Below are 17,107 nucleotides of genomic sequence, written 5' to 3'. Positions count from 1 at the left end.
TTCGTCGGTCCCTCGGGCTAGGTTCGGGGCCACCGGCCACCACCGAGGAGGACCCATGACCACCACCAGCCCGTTGCGCGGGATCGCGACCCTGAGCTACTTCGCGGACGACGTCGCACAGGCCCGCGACTGGTATGCCGAGCTGCTGGGGGTCGAGAGCTACTTCGCCATGCCGGAGCCGCCCGAGCCGCCGCAGTACGTCGAGTTCCGGATCGGTGACGACCAGACCGAGCTCGGCATCGTCGACCGGCGCTTCGCGGGCCCGAAGGGCACCGAGGGTGGCGTCGTGGCCTACTGGGCCGTCGACGACCTGGAGGCCGTGTGGTCCCGGCTGCTGGAGCTGGGTGCGACCGCCTACGAGGAGCCGACCCCGCGTGGGGAGGGATTCGTCACCGCCGCGGTGGCCGACCCCTTCGGCAACATCCTGGGGATCATGGCCAACCCCCACTACCGGGAGCAGCGCGCGAGCCGCAGCAGCTAGCGCTCGAGGGTCAGGACCCGCACCCCGGACTCCAGCAGGACCTGGTCCACCGGGCGGAAGACGTGCGGCTGGAACGGCCCGGCGAAGAGCGGCACCCCGGCCCCGATCACCGTCGGGTTCTGCTTGAGCACGAGGCGGTCGATCTCGGGCAGCAGGGAGTGCGCGAGGGTGCCTCCGCCCACCAGCCACAGGTCCCTGCCCTCCTCCGCCTTCAGCGAGCGCACCCGCTCCAGGGCATCGCCGCGGACCACCTCGACCGCCGGGTCGTGCCGCTGCAACGTGCTGGAGAAGACGAGGTGGCGCAGGTGCGGGTAGGCGTCCGTCATCCCGGCCGCGAGCCCCAGCTCGTAGGACGCGCGACCCTCGAGGACGGTGTCGAAGGTGGTGCCCGGCCCGTCGATCCCCATCGCCTGGCGTGCCGGTGCGGGGAGCGTCTCGGGGTGGTGCCGGGCGATGAAGGACACGAGATCCGGCGTCACCGGGAGGAAGTCCGACCCGCTCGGGTCTGTCCCGTCGGGGCCGGCGATGAAGCCGTCGAGCGTGGTGGCCACGTAGTACACGAGCCTGCGCATGGTTTCCTCTCGTCGCGGTGTGCGGGATGCCGCCGGTGCGCGACGATGGTGCCATGACCGACCTGTCGACCCCGACCCGCAAGCCCGACCGCTACACCGAGGACCGGGCGCGCCTGGACGAGCTCCTCGACAGCATGCCGGTGGGGGTGCTGTCCACGGTCGTGGACGGGATGCCGTGGTCCGTGCCGCTCCTGGTCGCCCGGGACGGCGACCGCGTGCTGCTGCACGGCTCCACCGGGGCCGGCGCGCTGCGACACCTCGTCGCGGGCGCGCCGCTGACCCTGACCGTCGTCGCGCTGGACGGTCTGGTGCTGGCCGAGAGCGCCTTCGACTCCTCGGCGAACTACCGCAGCGCGGTGCTGCGCGGCACGGCCGTCGAGATCGGCGGCGAGGAGGCCTGGCAGGGTCTGGAGCGCCTGACCGACCGTCTGCTGCCCGGCCGGACGACCGAGATCCGGGCGAGTACCCGGCGCGAGGTGGCCGCCACGACCTGCCTGGTGCTGCCCATCGAGGAGGGGTCGTGGTTGTTCAAGTCCCGCACGGGGGGTGCTGACGCCCCGAGCGAGCGCAGCGTCTGGACCGGCGTCGTGCCGTTGCGGCTCGTCGCGGGGGAGCCGGAGCCCACTCCCGGCACCACCGCGCCCACGCCCGCCTCGGTGCACGCCGTGCGGGCGGCATACCCGGCATTCCCGTAGGAGGTCAGCGCACCACGGCGCTGACCGCACGCTCCACCATCGGCCGCACGTCGTCGGGCGTGAAGATCGTGCCCGGGGTGATGAGCTGCACGCAGATGCCGTCCAGGACGGTCATGACCTGCAGCATGGCCGTGCGGCGGTCCACCAGCAGCGCGTCCTCGTCCTCCACCTGCGTCAGCCACCGCTCGATCCGTCCACGGGACACCTGGGCCATCCGCTCCAGGGTCCTGGTCCCGTGCTCGGTGGCGGTGGGCCCGACGGCGACGGCATACGAGGCGAACCAGAGCGACACCGTGTCCGGTCGCAGGAACTCTGCGGGGAAGTACTGCATGAGGCACTCGGTCAGCCGGCGCCGTGGTGCCACACGTTGGTCGTGGATCCGCAGGTCGGGGAGCATGCGCTCGACGGCAGGCTCGATGAGGACCTCGAAGAGGTCGGCCTGCGTGGGGAAGTAGTGGCGCAGGGTGCTGGCCCCGATCCCGGCCTCCCGGGCGACGCTGCGCACGCTGATGGACTCGATCCCCGAGCGCTGCACCAGGCGGTGGGCGGCGTCGACGATCTGGGTCCGCCGGTCCTCGGTCACCCTGCCTCCCTCGTTGGTACGCTGTGCTGGTACACCGTGCTAACATACAGCTAGTACGCCGTACTAACAACGACGAGAGGGGTATGGCTGTGATCGAGGGTCTTCAGGAGTGGACCGCCGGGCTTCCCGCGGTGCTGCAGTGGTTGGGGGTGATCGCCGTCTCGGCCATCCCCTTCGTCGAGAGCTACTTCGGGTCGGTCATCGGGGTGGTGGCCGGGCTCAACCCGGTCGTGGCCATCGTGGCGGCGGTCGTGGGCAACGTCATCAGCATGGTGCTCGTCGTGCTCTTCGGCGACCGGATCCGTCGGCTCAGGGGGGTCGAGGCTCCCGAGGACATGTCACCGCGGAAGCAGCGGCTGCACCGCATCTTCGACCGGTTCGGGGTGCCGGGTGTGAGCCTGCTCGGGCAGACCGTGCTGCCGAGCCAGATCACGTCGGGGGCACTCGTGGCCTTCGGCGCCAACACTCGAGGCGTCATCGTGTGGCAGGTCGTGTCCATCATCCTGTGGGGCGTCCTCTTCGGAGTGCTGGCCACGTTGGGCGTCGACCTGCTCGCGACCGCCTGACTCAGCTGCCGGTCTTCTCCCGGTGGCTGCAGCCGGGCCAGCAGCACGGTCGGCGCATGCCGTCCTCGAGCTCCTCCCGCGTGCGACGGATCCGGCGGGCGCGGGTCTGCTCCTTCTTCGCGTCCTCGACCCAGCAGATGAACTCGTTACGGGCCAGCGGCGTGATGTCCAGCCACGCCGCGAGCGCGTCGTCGTGACCGGTCAGCTCGGCCCGCAGGTCGTCGGGCAGGTCGTGCACTTTGCCACCGGGGACCGTCGACGTCGCCATGTCGCGAGGATATCCCCCGGTCCCGGTGGACGTCCGGTCCGCGACCTGCGAGCGTCGACCGCATGAGGACGGGGCCAGCGGGGCGGAGCCGATGATGCGGGTGGTCGTCGCAGGGGGTGGGATCGGCGGGCTCGCGCTGGCCCAGGGACTGCTCCGCCGGGGGTATGCCGTCACCGTGGTCGAGCCGGACGTCGACCTCGCGCGCACCGGCGGCTACAAGCTGCACCTCGGGCCGACGGCGCTCGCGGCCCTGGAGACCCTGCTGCCCGGCGAGCGGCACGAGCTGTTGCTCGGCTCCTCGATGGGCTCGGAGGACTTCCGGATCGCGGTGCGTGACCACCGCGGACGACTGCTGGTACGCGCCTCGGACGACCAGGGTCCCGGCACCTCGGTGGAGATCGACCGCGTGACGCTCCGGCTGGTGCTGGCCGAGGGGCTCGGGTCGGCCCTGCGGACCGGGTTGCGGGTCGTGGGGCACCGCACCGTGCGACAGCTCGTCGAGGTGGACCTCGACGACGGCACGAGCCTCGAGGCGGATCTGCTGGTCCTCGCCGACGGCGCGGGGTCCGAGCTGGCGGCCGCGCTGGCCGGGTCGCCCACGAGCACCCCCACGGGGCTGGTGGGGGTCGCCGGACGCACTCCGTGGGCCTCGCTCCCCGAGGGGGCACAGGCACTGGTCCGGGAGGACCCGATGCTGGCCGTCGGACCGGCAGGCGCCGGGCTCTTCGCCTCGCTGCACGACCCCCGGGGGCGACCGGCGCACGTCGGCGTCCGATCACTCGCCCGGACCACCGAGCCGGTCGTGATCTGGGGGTTCCTGGGGACGGAAGGGCTGCTGCCGGAGCGGCTCAAGGAGGTGCCCCCGTCGGACCTGGTGGACCGGGTGACCCAGGTCCTCGGGGAGCGGTCCTGGGCCGACGCCACGCTCGACCTGCTGACCTGGTCGGACCGGCGCACGGTCGGTGGCTTCCGCTTCCTCGCCGCGGACCCTGCCGGGATCGCGCCGTGGTCGGCCGGTCCCGTCACCGCGATCGGTGACGCGGTGCACGCCATGCCCCCGACCGGCGGGCAGGGCGCCGCGACCGCGGTCCGGGACGCGGCCGCACTGGTCGAGGAGCTGGGCCGGGCCGGCGCGAGCACAGGTGTGGTCGGTGCCGTCGCGGCCTATGAGCGGCGGATGCGGGAGTATGCCGCCCGCGCGGTGAACGACTCGTTGGAGCCGGTGTCGTGGATCCGGCGCTCGGCCACGCCGTCGGGTCGTCTGGTGCTCCGGCTGGCGCTGCCCGTCGCGGCAGGTGCCGCCGCACTGGCGCGGGGCCTGCGCCGCTCGGGGTGAGCGGGCAGGCCCCGGACCCTCAGTCGCGCAGGAAGGACAGCAGCGCCTGGTTGAACTCCTCGGCGTGGGAGACGTTCAGCCCGTGCGGCGCCCTCTCGACCACGGTGACCGTGGAGCCGGGAACGGCTGCGGCCGTGCGCTGGCCGGAGGCCTCGAAGGGCACCACCGCGTCGGCATCGCCGTGCAGCACCAGGGTCGGCACGGTCAGGGCCTCCAGGTCCTGCCGGAAGTCGGTCCGGGCGAAGGCGTCGATGCATCCGACGACCGCCTCGTCCCGAGCCGGAGTCTGCATCGTCAGGGCGTCCTGTCGCTGCTCCTCGTCGACGACGAGCTCGCCGTCGACGCTGAAGAAGTTCGTGGTGAAGCCGTCGAGGAAGGACTCGCGGTCCTCGCGCGCGCCCTGCTCCATCTCCTGGACGTCCGCCTCCTCGAGCGCGCCGTCGGGGTTGTCGTCCGTCGTGAGCAGGAACGGCGGGACGGCGGCGGCGAAGACGACGGACCGGAGCCGGTCGGTGCCGTGACAACCGACGTAGCGGGCCACCTCGCCCCCACCCATGGAGAAGCCGACCAGGCTGGCGTCGGTCAGGTCCAGACCGTCCAGGAGGGCGGCCAGGTCGTCGGCGAGGGTGTCGTAGTCGTAGCCGTCGGCCGGCTTGTCCGAGTCGCCGAAACCGCGACGGTCGTAGGTGATGACCCGGTATCCGGCCTCCTCCAGCGCGGGGACCTGCGAGGTCCAGGACGACCCGCGCAGCGGCCAGCCGTGGATGAGCACGACGGGGCGGCCCTGGCCCCCGGAGTCGGTGTAGGCCAGCGAGATGTCCTGGGCGTTCAGCGTGGGCACGGTCTCTCCTTCGGTCGAGATGTCTTGTGCACAAGATATGCTAGTGGTGTCCGGTGGTGCCGCAACCCGGAGCTACACTCCCGGTCACCCGAGACGTCTGGAGTGTGTCGTGAACCGTTCCGCGGGCGTGGACCTGGAGGAGCTGCTCTGCTTCGACCTGTATGCCGCCTCCCGGGCCATGACCCGGCGCTACCGGCCGCTGCTCGAGCGGCACGGACTCACCTATCCGCAGTACCTCGTGGTGGTGGTGCTCGGCGGTCGTGGTCCGCTGTCGATCAAGGAGCTCGCGAGCCTGCTGCACCTGGACCATGGCACCCTCACCCCGATCCTGCGACGGCTCGAGGGGAGCGACGTCATCAGGCGTGGCCCGGCGCCCGGGGACGGCAGGTCGTGGGTGCTGGAGCTGACCGCCGCGGGCCAGGCGATCTTCGAGGACAGCGACCGGGTGCAGTGCCGTCTGCTGGAGGTCCTGGGCCTGTCCGCCGACGAGGTGCGTGAGCTGCAGCTGCAGCTGCGGCGGGTGGCGTCCTCGCTGGACGCCGAGCAGGCGGGCGGCCTCACCGCACCGGTCTGAGCCCGACGCCTCGCCGGGCGTATCTGCGCGGCAACCTTTCTCCTCCCCCGTGCGACATGAGAGCACCACTGCACGACGAGGAGGTCGTCATGAGAACCACACCACGTGCCCTCCTGGCCAGCGCCATGCTGGCGGGGTTGGCACTCACGCCGGTCAGCAGCATCGCCGCGGCGCCCGCCGCCCAGGCGGCGCCGTACTGCGGCATCCACTGGGGCTCGCTGCCCAAGGTCACGGGGTATGACGTGGAGCAGGCCCCGCTGACCGACGTCCGCGCCGGACGGCACGACTGCTTCGACCGGGTCGTCCTGGACGTCTCGGGCGACGCGGGGGAGTACTCCGTGCGCTACGTCAACACCTACCGTGCCCCCGGGAGCGGGCAGGCCCTGTCGCTGCGCGGCGGAGCCAAGCTCGAGGTCCTGGTCGGCAACCCGACCTACGACGCCGACGGTGACCCGGTCTACGACCCGGCCCGCCCCGCGGAGCTGGTGGGGACGACGGGCTACCGGACGCTGCGCCAGGTGCGCCTCGGCGGGAGCTTCGAGGGTCAGACCTCCATCGGCATGGGGGTTCGCGCCCGGTTGCCGATGCGGGCCTTCGTCCTCGACGGCCCGGGCGACGGACAACGGCTGGTGATCGACGTCGCCCACCGCTGGTGACGGACCACTCCCAGCCGGTTCGTCAGCTGTCGGCCTGTTCCTCCAGGCTGATGGTGGACGGACCGGCTGGGAGTGCCGGGGCCGGGCAGTCCCTCCGCACCAGAGGGTCGTGCTCGCGGGGTCGTGGGGGACCATGGGGCCATGGACCCCGCCCCAGAGCCTGCTGCGCGGTGCTGCGCGCCCCAGGGTGAACGCCCGGTCATCGACCGTGACCGAGGGGCGGCGGAGGGGTCGCCGGCCCCGGCCGGCCTGCTGGACCTGGTGCACCTGGACGGGGGGAACTTCCAGATGGGGTCCGAGGACCCGGACGCCAACCCCGGGGACGGGGAGGGGCCGCTCCGCGAGGTGCGGCTCAGCCCGTTCTCGATCGGCAGGACCGCGGTGACCAACGCCCAGTTCGCCGCCTTCGTCGAGGCCACGGGCCACCGCACCGGCGCGGAGCGCTTCGGGTGGTCCTTCGTCTTCGCGGGGTTCCTGCCGGGACGCCTGCGCGGCGGCGAACGACCTCCGGGCGCGCCCTGGTGGTGCCGGGTGGACGGTGCCGTCTGGTCGGCGCCCGAAGGGCCCGGCAGCGACATCTCCGAGCGCCCCGACCACCCCGTCGTCCACGTCGACCACGACGACGCCCGGGCCTTCTGCGCCTGGGTCGGCGGCCGGCTCCCGACGGAGGCCGAGTGGGAGTGCGCCGCGCGCGGCGGCCTGGTGGGCGCACGCTACGCCTGGGGTGAGGACCTGCTGGTCGGAGGCGAGCACAGGTGCAACATCTGGCAGGGCAGGTTCCCCGTGCGCAACACGGCGGAGGACGGGTATGCCGGGACCGCGCCGGTCGGCAGCTTCCCGCCCAACGGCTACGGCCTGTTCGACGTCGCCGGCAACGTGTGGGAGTGGTGCTCCGACTGGTGGGGCACCGCGCATACCGCCGCGCCGACCCAGGACCCGCAGGGTCCCCGCAGCGGGTCCGCGCGGGTGATGCGTGGCGGTTCCTACCTGTGCCACGACTCCTACTGCAACCGCTATCGGGTGGCCGCGAGGACGAGCAACGACCCGGACTCCGCCAGTGGCAACCTCGGCTTCCGGTGCGTCGTCCCGGCGGTCGCCGGTGGTCGCGGGCTGGCACCCTGATCCCTGACCGTCATCCAGTCCCAGCAGGAGGTAGCCGCAGTGTCCGTCGCTCAGCTCAAGGTGTATGTCGGGGGCGAGGTCGTGCCCGCGGACCAGCCGCAGATCTCGGTGTTCGACGCCGGCTTCCAGTCCGGTGATGCCGTCTGGGAGGGGATGCGTGTCTACAACGGCAGGGTCTTCCGGCTGGAGCAGCACCTGGCACGGCTCCGGGCCTCGGCCCACGCGGTCCGGCTCGTGCTCCCGCTGGACGAGGCGGGCATCGCGGCCGCGATCGAGGAGACGCTGGCCGCGAACGGCATGACCGGTGATGCGCACATCCGGCTCATGGTGACCCGCGGGAGTCGCTCGACGTCCGGGATGGACCCGCGCAACGCGCCACCGTCGGGGACCCTGGTGATCGTCCCGGAGCACAAGCCGGTGGCCCCGGCGCCGGCGCCGCAGCGACTCCGGACGGCGAGCATCCGGCGGCCCACCCCGCAGGTGCTGGACCCCTCCATCCACCACTCGAACCAGCTGAACTCCATCCTGGCGAGGCTGGAGATCCTGGACGAGGAGGAGGTGGACGCCACGCTGATGCTCGACACCGACGGCTTCGTCGCGGAGGCGGACACCGCCAACGTCTTCTGCGTCACCGACGGCGTCCTGCGCACCCCGGTGGCGACGGCCTGCCTGCACGGCATCACCCGCGAGATCGTCCTGGGGCTGGGGCGTGAGCTCGGCGTCGAGACCCACGAGGACAAGCTCACGCTCTTCGACCTCTACACCGCCGACGAGGTCTTCGTCACCGGGACGGTGTGCGAGCTGGTGCCGGTCACCACGATCGACGCCCGCCCGATCGGGACCGGCGAGCCCGGTCCGCAGTGGCGCCGGCTGCTCGACGCCTACCGTGCCCTCGTCCAGCAGGAGACGGCCGGCTGAGGCGCGCCGTCCCGCGACTCGGGTCGGCCGACCTCAGAGCGCCCGCACGTCGGTGCGGTCCTGCGTCACGACCTGGGCCGCCTGGTGCAGGGCCGCCCGCACCGCCTCGACCCCCGGGCTGCCACGGAGCGCCTCACGGGTGGCGGAGAAGATCGTCCGCACCAACGGGGTGCCCTCGACCGGCCGGACGGCCACCTGCGGGGTGGCCGTCCCGATGAGGGCCGGCAGCAGGGTCACCGCGTGGCCCGACGACACGAGCGCCCGCAGGATCAACGAGTCGTCCGTGCGGTGCCGGATGTCCGGGGCGAAACCACCGTGGCGGGCACAGACATACTCCACCGCGGCGCTGTGCCCGCTGCCCGGTCGGCTCGCCGCCCACGCCGCGGACTCCAGTGTCCGCACGTCGATCGGGACGCCCAGGCGGGGCCGCGTCCGGGCCGGCACAGCGACCAGCACGTCCTCCTGCAGCAGGTCGGTCCGGTGCACGTCCCGGTGCCGGCTGGTCGGGACGGGTTCGTAGTCGATCCCCACGACCAGATCCAGGCCGCGGGCCCGCAGCTCGTCCAGCGCCGCCTCGGTCTCCCTGCCCACCACCTCGACGCGCAGCTCGGGAGCGCTCCGGGCCAGGCCCGCGAGCACCGGCGGGACGAGCGCCAGGGCGGCCGTCTGCACGACGGCGATCCGCAGCCGCCCGCCGGGCCGCTCGGCGGTCGCCGCCATCTCGGCGCGCACGGCCTCGTCCGCCGACAGCGCTTCCCGTGCGTGCTGCGCGAGCAGCCGGCCCGCCGCCGTGAGCTGGACGCCCCGCCCGACCCGCTGCAGGATCACCGAGCCGGCCTCGCGCTCCAGCTCGGCGAGCTGGACCGAGACCGAGGACGGGCTGAAGGACAGGGCCTCGGCGACGGCGGCGATCGTGCCGCGGTGCTCCAGCTCGGCCAGCAGGCGGAGGCGACGCAGCTCCATACATCGGATTATCACATGAGATTGCGTCATAAAGCATCGCTTGTGCCCACGTGATAGCCGCGTCACGCTGGAGAGGTGCCCCACCCCTCGCTGTTCCTCGTCCCCCTCGTCATCCTGCTCGCCGCCGCCATGGAGCGACGCTTCGGCCCGGCCGCCGCCGGCATGGTCACCGCCCTGCCGCTCAGTCCGGTCCTCGCCGTGACGGTGATCGGGGGTGAGTCCGGGACCGTCGCCGCCGGGGTGCTGGCCGGCAGCCTCGGGTCGCACGTGGTCGCGCAGTGTGCCGCGCCGCTGGTCTTCCTCGCGACGAGCCGTCGGTGGTCGGCGGCGTGGGCCTTCCTCGCCGCCTGCCTGGCGTATGCCGGCACGGCCTGGTTGGTCGCACGGGCGCCGGCGGTCGCCGCCCTGGTGGCCGGTGCGGCCGTGATGGTCGGTGCGCGGTGGTGGGTCGCCCGACGCCGCGGCACGACCTCGATCGGAGCCGGTGCGCCGCTGAGCGTGGGCAGCCTCGCGGCGCGGGCCCTGGTGGGTTGGCTCGCCGTGGCCGGTCTGGTCGCCGCGGCCGGGCTGCTCGGCCCGCGGATGGGCGCCGCGCTGGGCGCCTTCCCGGCGGTCTCGACCTTCGTCGCGCTGCTGGTCTGGCGGCACCAGGGGTCGCCGGGAGCCGACGCGGTGGCGACCTCGCTGCTGCGCACCCTGCCCGGCTACTTCGTCTTCTGCACCTGCTTCGCCGCGCTCGCCGGCCATCTCCCCCTGGTCACCTCGGTGGGGCTGGCCGCCGGTGCCACGGCGCTCACCCTGGCACTGGTGCTGCCCGCCCGGGGCCGAGGACTGAGACGATGGGGTCATGGCCACCACCGCGCCCGGCGCCGCCCGTCTGCTCGACCACGCGATCTGGTGGCACGTCTATCCGCTGCGCGCCCTGGGGGCACCCGACGTCCTCGAGGGCGAGGTGGCCGACGCCGCGGTGGAGCACCGGCTGCCCCGGCTGACCGACTGGCTCGACCACCTGGTCGAGCTCGGGTGCTCCGGGCTGCTGCTGGGTCCGGTCTTCGCCTCGCGCAGCCACGGCTACGACACGCTGGACCACTCCTGCATCGATCCGCGCCTCGGTGACGAGGCCGACCTGGACCGGCTGCTCGAGGAGTGTCGCGAGCGCGGCCTGTCGGTGCTGCTGGACGGCGTCTTCAACCACGTCGCCGCCGACCATCCGCTGACGCGGGACGAGGAGCGGGCCGGCATGCTCAAGCGGTCCGCCGACGGCGGGGCCGCGAGCTGGGAGGGGCACGAGGGCCTGGTCGAGCTGGACCACACCGACCAGCGGGTCGAGGACCTGGTGGTCGAGGTGATGCTCCGCTGGCTCCGGCGCGGGGTCGCGGGCTGGCGGCTGGACGTCGCGTATGCCGTGCCGGAGGAGGCGTGGTCCCGGATCACCGCGCGGGTGCGCGAGGAGTTCCCGGACGCGCTCTTCGTCGGGGAGGTCATCCACGGCGACTACGCCGCGATCGTGGCGGCGAGCGGGCTGGACACCGTCACCCAGTACGAGCTGTGGAAGGCGGTCTGGAGCTCCATCCTGGACACCAACTTCTGGGAGCTCGCGCACGCCCTGGAGCGCCACGACGCACTGCTCCAGAGCTTCGTGCCGCAGACCTTCGTGGGCAACCACGACGTGACCCGGATCGCGACCCGGGTCGGTGACCCCGGCGCGGTCCTGGCGCTGGCCGTGCTCATGACCGTCGGGGGCATGCCCTCGATCTACTACGGCGACGAGCGGGCATACCGCGGGCTCAAGGAGGAGCGGCTGGGTGGTGACGACGAGATCCGTCCCGAGCTGCCGACGAGCCCGGCGGACCTCGGTGACGACGGGGCCTGGATGGAGTCGCTGCACCGGGGGCTGATCGGGCTGCGCCGGCAGCACGCCTGGCTGGCCCGGGCGCGCACCACCGTGGACGACCGGAGCAACGAGTCGATCACCTACACCTCGGCGGGGCAGGACCAGTGGATCCGCGTGACCCTCGACCTCGCACCGGAGGCCTCCGTCACGGTGTCCGGCGCGGACGGCGAGCTCTTCGCCTGGTCGGCCGACGCCGACCGCTGACGCCGACGGCGCAGCGCATACCGTGGGGTCATGAGTGAACTCGTCCTCGTGGCCAACGCCGCAGACAGCACGATCAGCACCTTCCGCCTCACCGGCGGCGAGCGCGAGCCGTCCCTGGAGCGGATCGCCGTCAGCGAGGTGGGGCAGGGGTGCGGCACGTTCGTGATCGACGCGGACCGCGACCTGGTGTATGCCGCGGCCAAGGGCGATCCCCCCGGCATCGATGTCTTCGCCGTGGACCGGGAGACCGGCCGGCTCGAGCACCTCTCGCGCACCGACGTCGAGGCGTCGATGACCTACCTGGCGCTGGCGCACGGCGGCAGCCTGCTGGTGGGGGCGTCCTACGGCGGCGGGAGCGCGCACGTCTTCGGGGTCGACGGGGACGGTCACGTGGACGACCCGACGGCGTCCGTCTCGTGGCCGAACGCGCACTGCGTGGCGCTCGCCGGTGGTGGTCGACAGCTCTACGTCGTGTCGCTCGGCGGCGACGTCGTCGCGCAGTACGCCCTCTCGCCCGCGGGCGGGCTCTCCCCGCTGGCGCCCCCCACCGCCGGCGCGCCGGAGGGGTCCGGGCCCCGGCACCTCGTGCTCGACGAGGACGAGTCGCACGCCTACGTCCTGACCGAGTTCTCCGGCGAGGCGCTGACCTACCGGCGCGACGCCAGCGGCGACCTGCTGCTGGAGGGTCAGACCCCGGCCTACGCCCAGGACCGGGGGCTGCGCCACAGCGAGCTGGGCGCCGACCCGGTGGAGGGGCACCTCGTCTGGGGTGCGGACCTGCACCTGGCTCGGGGCGGGAGCTTCCTGCTGGCCAGCGAACGCTCCGAGTCGACCCTGGCCAGCCTGCCGGTCCTGGCCGACGGCTCGCTCGGCGAGCCGGTGTCGATGATCGGGACCGTGGCGCAGCCACGCGGCTTCGCCGTCCTGGGCGGCGGGACCCTCGCGGTGGTCGCCGGTGAGAAGGACACCGACGTGGCCCTGGTCTCCGTCGGTGCGGACGGTGCGCTCACCGAGCTCGGCCGCTACGACACCGGCGCCGGCGCCAACTGGGTCCGCGCCCTCCCGCTCTAAACCCACGCCCCGCCTTACCCACCCCCACCACGCCCACCGCCCCACCACCTCACCCCACCGAGCGTCGCGAATGGTTGGCTCAGGACCGACCGAGCGTCGCCTGTGGTTGGCTCAGGACCGACCGAGCGTCGCCTGTGGTTGCCTCAGGACCGACCGAGCGTCGTGAGTGGTTGGCTGAGCACCGACCGAGCGTCACGAATGGCCGGTTCCGACTCGCGTCCACCCAGGACCCGGTGAGAACTCGTGGAACCTCTGTCGTGTCGGGCCTGATCAGGTCTTGAGCCTGACTCGGTGACGACCGATCTCGAGCGGGCTCCGGACGCTGTCCGCTCCTTGGATGAACCTAAGGTGTGGGTCATGCGCGGAGGAGCCCCGAAGGACCCGATCGAGGAGTTCCCGCCGGTGGCGGACACCTTCGACATCGTGCAGTGGCTGCGGCCCAGGGGCGGTCCCCGGTCGGTGGTGCAGCAGTACCACGCTCTACGAGGGATCCCGATGCAGCCCGTACGGACGGGCCATCGGTTGGGCGAGTTCCTTCTGACCGAGGAGGACCCTGAGGTCGTCGCCTTCGGGACGGACGAGCACACGTACTCATGGCCAGCACCAGCATCCTGAGCCTGGACCCGCGGATCGAGCCCTGGCGCACCCTGGACATCACCGCGGGCGAGATGAGGCACGTCGCCCGCAACACCAAGGTGGGGTGGGAGGAGTTCGACTGGTGGGAGCGCGGCCGGCTGAAGCGGCGGCTGAGCTACGGCCTGGACGAGTCCGACACCGGCGACCTGGTGGGGGACCCGGCCGAGTTCGAGATCCCCTTCTGGACCTGGGTGGCCAACGCCGAACCCGTTCCTGGCGAGGACGGACGTCTGCCCGACCGGGACGGGCTGTGGGTGGAGGTCTCCGACGTGCTCATGGCGATGGTGATCACTTCGCTGCTGGACCTGGACCCGCACGACATGAGCGCCTGGGACTGGAAGGTCGACACCTACCAGGTGCCGCCGCTATAGCGCTGGCGAGCGCGCGGGCGCGTCACGTCCGGTGAGTGGGACCTGGCGCCTCACCGGGGTCGACGTCCTGTCCTTCTCGCTCGCTGTGGCGCGAGGACCCGAGCGCAGGACTTGTCGACAGGTCGGCCAGGTCGTTGATGCAGTGTCGGCGACCGTTCTGTGGTTTGACCGAGCTATAGATCTACGCGTCTGAAGTTCTCAACGCGGGTGGCGAGGTGGCCTGGCGATGTTCTGTTTCGAGCAGATGCACGAGCGTGCCGCCGGCGAGCAACACGATGGCCACCCAGATGGGGAAGAGGAACGAGAAGTGCCCCCAGGAGTGATCAGGTGCGGGCCACAGGCCGGCCGCGAGTAGCCACGAGATCAGGAAGTAAAGGGGCCAGGCAGTACCCCACGTCAACAGAGCGACGATCGGCCCCCACAGGGCGACGCATACCCGCCAAAGACAGACGACGACAAGGCCAAGACTCGCGAGCAACGCCTTGTGGCCCACGTCCGAGCTGGGGTCGGTAAGCATGATGAAGGGAGCCAGCATCAGCAGCAACATGATCGCGGCTGCGATGTTTCGACGAGTGCTCGCGTGCATCTAGAACCTCCTCTCACCGAACCCCGTGGGTACGCGAAACGCAGACTACTCCAGCGACTGAGGGGTCTAGCCCTCATTCTCTACAGCCGATCTACGTCCTCAGCTGTCACTCGTGCGCGAGGCCCCTGGCAGGTGTCGCGAATCGAATGGTCCCGCGGCGCGGCACGCGTCCAAAAGGCGTCTCACAGGCTTGAGGCGATGGACCGATTGTTGGCCCGGTGACCACCCTTTTCGAGCCGATGGTGGTGGCGGTCTCTAGGCATCTGGCGTAGGGGTCGGGGTGCTGCCGGTGATGTGATGCCTGGGTAGGCGGTAGGCGACCACGGCCGCGAGGAGGGCGACGGCGATGCCGCCACTCAGCGCGATGGTGAGTGCATGGTCGTAGGCGGAATCGGAAGGGCTCTTTGCGGTTGCCGTGATGGCGAAGTAGGTGCTGCCGACGGTGGCGAAGCCGAAGCTGGCTGAGAGTTGTCCGACGCTGTTGAACAGGCCAGATGCCTCCGAGGCGTGGTCGCGACTCACTCGGGCCAGGGCGGTCTCGGTTAGCGGTCCGACGACCAGTCCCATGCCGAGCCCGCCGATGGCGGTACCAGGCAGGAACGAAGCGAAGGCGGGCTGGTCGGAGGCCAGAAGGACGGCGAGGATCACCATCGCCATGCCCAGGCTCATGGTGAGAAGGCCGATTTGTATGACGAGACGTCCCAGGCGTGGCAGGAGCGCGGTGGTGCCGATGCCCGCGCCGACTCCGGTGAGGATCGCCCAGGGCAGCACGACGAGACCGGCAGTGAGGGCGCTGTAGTCGAGATGGCTCTGGACGTACTGGGTGATGACCAGGGAGAAGCCCATCACGGGAATGAAGAACAGCACTTGGACCGCCATCGCGGACCGGAAGGTGCTGCGCTGCTGCAACGCCAACGGCACCAACGGCTGACCGCCACGGCGGTCGCTGGTGCGCTGCTGGATCAGGAACACCACGAATAGCACCGCGCCGCCGGCGATGGCGGCGGCTTCGATGAGCGGCGTGTCGGTGTCGGCGAGCCCCGCTAGTCCTCGCAGAATCAGGAAGAGCGCGGCCGCCGACAGCGCCAGACCGAGCAGGTCGAGTTGGACCCGAGTCTCGGAGCGTGCCGCCGGCAGGGTCCGCAGCGCCAGGATGACGACGGCGATGCCGATGGGCACGTTGACCAGGAACACGCCTCGCCAGCTCGTGCCGAACAGGTCCAGGGCGATGAGCACGCCGCCGAGGATCGGACCCGCGGCGGCGGCGATGCCCAGCAGAGCGGAGAACGCGGCCATTGGCTTGGCTCGCTCGCTCGGTTCGTACATGAGCTGGATGAACGCTAGGACCTGCGGGACCATGAGCGCCGCGAACAGTCCTTGAATGACGCGGGTGGCCACGAGCAGCGACGCGGCATCGGCGAGTCCGCAGGCTAGGGAGGCGAGGGTGAAGCCGACCACGCCGATGACGAACGCGCGCAGTAGGCCGAGCAGTTTGCCCAGCCGGGCGCCAGTGATGAGCCCGACCGCGAAGGTCAGCGTGTAGCCGGACAGCACCGCTTGGGCTTGGGCGGCACTGGCGTCCAGGTCGGTGGTGATGGAGGGCAGGGCAACGGTCACGATCGTCACGCCGAGCAGGTCGACGAAGACTGCCAGCAGGATCGCGACGAGGCCAAGAGTTCGAGTGCGCATGCCCACATAATATCTGAATGAATAAGATAATGAGTAGTTCAGGTACACTATCGAGATGGCGAGTGATGGCAAGACCCCGGCGGAGCCCGATGCGGTGGAGCGGATCGCACGCGCCCTGCCCCCGTGGCTGTCGGCGGTCGATGCGGTGAACGAGGCGGTCGCCCGTGAGGCAGGCATCGGTCCCTCTGATCTAGCGTGCCTGCACGAAGTCATCGTGGACGGACCACTGCCGGCCGGCGAGCTGTCACGCAGGCTGCGGCTGACCACCGGGGCGATCACGCACATGATCGACCGGCTGACCGAAACCGGGCTGGTGCAGCGGGTCCGCGATGGCGCTGACCGGCGCCGCGTGCTCATCCAAGCCGTCCCGGCGGCGCGTGAGCAGATGCTGGACCGTTACGGGCGCCTGGATGCGCAGACCCGCGCGACCCTGGCCGGGTTCACCGCACGCGAGCAGGAGGTGATCGCACGATTCATCGAGACCAGCCTGCACAACACCCGCGCCCTGCTGGACGAGAGTCCGTGACCGCCGACTCACAACTGACCTACTTGCCTGAGCGTGCGAGCTGGTTCCTCTGGACGCCCGACCCGGCCACGCTCGACGACTCCGGTTCACCCGCCGACACCACGGCGACGATGCGACTGGCGATCCCTGACGGCGACATGATCGTGACCCGAGACGTCCCCGGCCACGAGATGAGCCTGCACGAGGGATGGCACTGGCTCCGTGACCGTGAGCCAGCGCAGACCGACAGTGACTCGCTGCGGGCCTGGACACACATCGCTCGAGACCCCGACGCCGACACTGCGCTCCTGCCGGTGGCGGCGCACTGCGCCGTCGTCACCGACGGCGCTCACATTCACACCGCCAAGGCCACCACACGGCACCTCCACAGCGCACTACGTCTCACCGACACGCTCGCGAACGCAGGACTGGCGGCGAGGCTGCGTGGTTATCAGCTCGCAGGCGTGCAATGGCTCACCGGCCACGAGGACGGCGCAGTAGCTGAGTCCCGCATAGTGGTGTAGCGCGGTAGCTGAGGTCGTCGTCTCCGGCGTGTGTGCCAGACGAGGACGCGGC

Annotated in this window: 21 protein-coding genes; 14 read left to right on the top strand and 7 right to left on the bottom strand. The window is 71.5% G+C overall.

Annotation, left to right across the window (positions count from 1 at the left end; genetic code table 11):
* Positions 1-55 precede the first annotated feature (55 nt).
* On the top strand, positions 56-481 hold the full coding sequence (locus FXF60_RS02230; RefSeq protein WP_151523643.1) for a VOC family protein: 426 nt from the start codon (positions 56-58) through the stop codon (positions 479-481).
* Here FXF60_RS02230 and FXF60_RS02225 read toward each other — a convergent pair.
* Positions 478-1,053, bottom strand: a complete 576-nt coding sequence (locus FXF60_RS02225; RefSeq protein ID WP_151523642.1) for a dihydrofolate reductase family protein — start codon at positions 1,051-1,053, stop codon at positions 478-480. The genes FXF60_RS02230 and FXF60_RS02225 overlap by 4 nt on opposite strands.
* A gap of 53 nt (positions 1,054-1,106) precedes the next feature.
* Here FXF60_RS02225 and FXF60_RS02220 point away from each other — a divergent pair, with 53 nt between their 5' ends.
* The gene (locus FXF60_RS02220) at positions 1,107-1,748 is read left to right on the top strand and encodes a pyridoxamine 5'-phosphate oxidase family protein (RefSeq protein ID WP_151523641.1); all 642 of its coding nucleotides are present in this window, start codon (positions 1,107-1,109) and stop codon (positions 1,746-1,748) included.
* A 4-nt stretch (positions 1,749-1,752) separates the two neighbouring features.
* On the opposite strand, the gene FXF60_RS02215 is transcribed toward FXF60_RS02220, so the two are convergent.
* Positions 1,753-2,331 (bottom strand): TetR/AcrR family transcriptional regulator, encoded by a 579-nt coding sequence (locus FXF60_RS02215; protein ID WP_151523640.1) that lies wholly within the window; start codon positions 2,329-2,331, stop codon positions 1,753-1,755.
* A gap of 89 nt (positions 2,332-2,420) precedes the next feature.
* Between FXF60_RS02215 and FXF60_RS02210 the strand changes: the two genes are divergently transcribed.
* On the top strand, positions 2,421-2,897 hold the full coding sequence (locus FXF60_RS02210; RefSeq protein ID WP_192796581.1) for a hypothetical protein: 477 nt from the start codon (positions 2,421-2,423) through the stop codon (positions 2,895-2,897).
* A 1-nt stretch (position 2,898) separates the two neighbouring features.
* On the opposite strand, the gene FXF60_RS02205 is transcribed toward FXF60_RS02210, so the two are convergent.
* Positions 2,899-3,165, bottom strand: a complete 267-nt coding sequence (locus tag FXF60_RS02205) for a YdeI/OmpD-associated family protein (protein ID WP_151523638.1) — start codon at positions 3,163-3,165, stop codon at positions 2,899-2,901.
* Between FXF60_RS02205 and FXF60_RS02200 the strand changes: the two genes are divergently transcribed.
* Positions 3,164-4,501: an FAD-dependent oxidoreductase gene (locus FXF60_RS02200; RefSeq protein ID WP_151523637.1), complete on the top strand. Its 1,338-nt coding sequence runs from the start codon at positions 3,164-3,166 to the stop codon at positions 4,499-4,501. The two genes, FXF60_RS02205 and FXF60_RS02200, sit on opposite strands and share 2 nt — an antisense overlap.
* Before the next feature lie 19 nt (positions 4,502-4,520).
* On the opposite strand, the gene FXF60_RS02195 is transcribed toward FXF60_RS02200, so the two are convergent.
* Entirely contained in the window at positions 4,521-5,342 is an 822-nt protein-coding gene (locus tag FXF60_RS02195) for an alpha/beta fold hydrolase (protein ID WP_151523636.1), read from the bottom strand.
* A 109-nt stretch (positions 5,343-5,451) separates the two neighbouring features.
* Between FXF60_RS02195 and FXF60_RS16905 the strand changes: the two genes are divergently transcribed.
* From FXF60_RS16905 to FXF60_RS02175, 4 genes are all read left to right on the top strand, one after another.
* Complete coding sequence (locus tag FXF60_RS16905; RefSeq protein ID WP_192796560.1) at positions 5,452-5,916, top strand: MarR family winged helix-turn-helix transcriptional regulator; 465 nt, start codon at positions 5,452-5,454, stop codon at positions 5,914-5,916.
* A gap of 89 nt (positions 5,917-6,005) precedes the next feature.
* Positions 6,006-6,572, top strand: a complete 567-nt coding sequence (locus FXF60_RS02185) for an AMIN-like domain-containing (lipo)protein (protein WP_238335656.1) — start codon at positions 6,006-6,008, stop codon at positions 6,570-6,572.
* Positions 6,573-6,713: 141 nt separating this feature from the next.
* Positions 6,714-7,694, top strand: a complete 981-nt coding sequence (locus FXF60_RS02180) for a formylglycine-generating enzyme family protein (protein WP_151523633.1) — start codon at positions 6,714-6,716, stop codon at positions 7,692-7,694.
* Between the two features lie 39 nt (positions 7,695-7,733).
* Positions 7,734-8,612, top strand: coding sequence for an aminotransferase class IV (locus FXF60_RS02175; RefSeq protein ID WP_151523632.1), 879 nt, complete (start codon positions 7,734-7,736; stop codon positions 8,610-8,612).
* Positions 8,613-8,645: 33 nt separating this feature from the next.
* Here FXF60_RS02175 and FXF60_RS02170 read toward each other — a convergent pair whose 3' ends face one another.
* Positions 8,646-9,575: a LysR family transcriptional regulator gene (locus FXF60_RS02170; RefSeq protein WP_192796559.1), complete on the bottom strand. Its 930-nt coding sequence runs from the start codon at positions 9,573-9,575 to the stop codon at positions 8,646-8,648.
* An 847-nt stretch (positions 9,576-10,422) separates the two neighbouring features.
* Here FXF60_RS02170 and FXF60_RS02160 point away from each other — a divergent pair.
* From FXF60_RS02160 to FXF60_RS02150, 4 genes are all read left to right on the top strand, one after another.
* Positions 10,423-11,673 (top strand): alpha-amylase family protein, encoded by a 1,251-nt coding sequence (locus FXF60_RS02160; protein WP_151523629.1) that lies wholly within the window; start codon positions 10,423-10,425, stop codon positions 11,671-11,673.
* Between the two features lie 30 nt (positions 11,674-11,703).
* Positions 11,704-12,744, top strand: coding sequence for a lactonase family protein (locus FXF60_RS02155; protein WP_151523628.1), 1,041 nt, complete (start codon positions 11,704-11,706; stop codon positions 12,742-12,744).
* A 357-nt stretch (positions 12,745-13,101) separates the two neighbouring features.
* Positions 13,102-13,359, top strand: a complete 258-nt coding sequence (locus FXF60_RS16415) for a hypothetical protein (protein ID WP_192796558.1) — start codon at positions 13,102-13,104, stop codon at positions 13,357-13,359.
* Positions 13,338-13,751 carry a DUF6928 family protein gene (locus tag FXF60_RS02150; RefSeq protein ID WP_151523627.1) on the top strand — a complete coding sequence of 138 codons (414 nt, stop codon included), beginning with the start codon at positions 13,338-13,340 and terminating at the stop codon, positions 13,749-13,751. Before FXF60_RS16415 ends, FXF60_RS02150 begins: the two co-directional genes overlap by 22 nt.
* A 181-nt stretch (positions 13,752-13,932) precedes the next feature.
* Here FXF60_RS02150 and FXF60_RS02145 read toward each other — a convergent pair whose 3' ends face one another.
* Together FXF60_RS02145 and FXF60_RS02140 are read right to left on the bottom strand one after the other, a co-directional pair.
* Complete coding sequence (locus tag FXF60_RS02145) at positions 13,933-14,337, bottom strand: hypothetical protein (RefSeq protein WP_151523626.1); 405 nt, start codon at positions 14,335-14,337, stop codon at positions 13,933-13,935.
* A gap of 255 nt (positions 14,338-14,592) precedes the next feature.
* Positions 14,593-16,026 (bottom strand): MFS transporter, encoded by a 1,434-nt coding sequence (locus FXF60_RS02140; protein WP_192796557.1) that lies wholly within the window; start codon positions 16,024-16,026, stop codon positions 14,593-14,595.
* 55 nt (positions 16,027-16,081) lie between these two features.
* Here FXF60_RS02140 and FXF60_RS02135 point away from each other — a divergent pair, with 55 nt between their 5' ends.
* Positions 16,082-16,552: a MarR family winged helix-turn-helix transcriptional regulator gene (locus FXF60_RS02135; protein WP_151523624.1), complete on the top strand. Its 471-nt coding sequence runs from the start codon at positions 16,082-16,084 to the stop codon at positions 16,550-16,552.
* Positions 16,549-17,055, top strand: coding sequence for a DEAD/DEAH box helicase (locus tag FXF60_RS02130; RefSeq protein ID WP_151523623.1), 507 nt, complete (start codon positions 16,549-16,551; stop codon positions 17,053-17,055). The genes FXF60_RS02135 and FXF60_RS02130 overlap by 4 nt, the downstream gene beginning before the upstream one ends.
* Positions 17,056-17,107: the final 52 nt, after the last annotated feature.

Origin of the sequence: Serinicoccus kebangsaanensis (assembly GCF_008919445.1) — a bacterium.
Taxonomy (GTDB): Bacteria; Actinomycetota; Actinomycetes; order Actinomycetales; family Dermatophilaceae; genus Ornithinicoccus; species Ornithinicoccus kebangsaanensis.
Note: the sequence above shows the minus strand (reverse complement) of the source record. Positions and strands in the feature narration are given on the sequence as shown.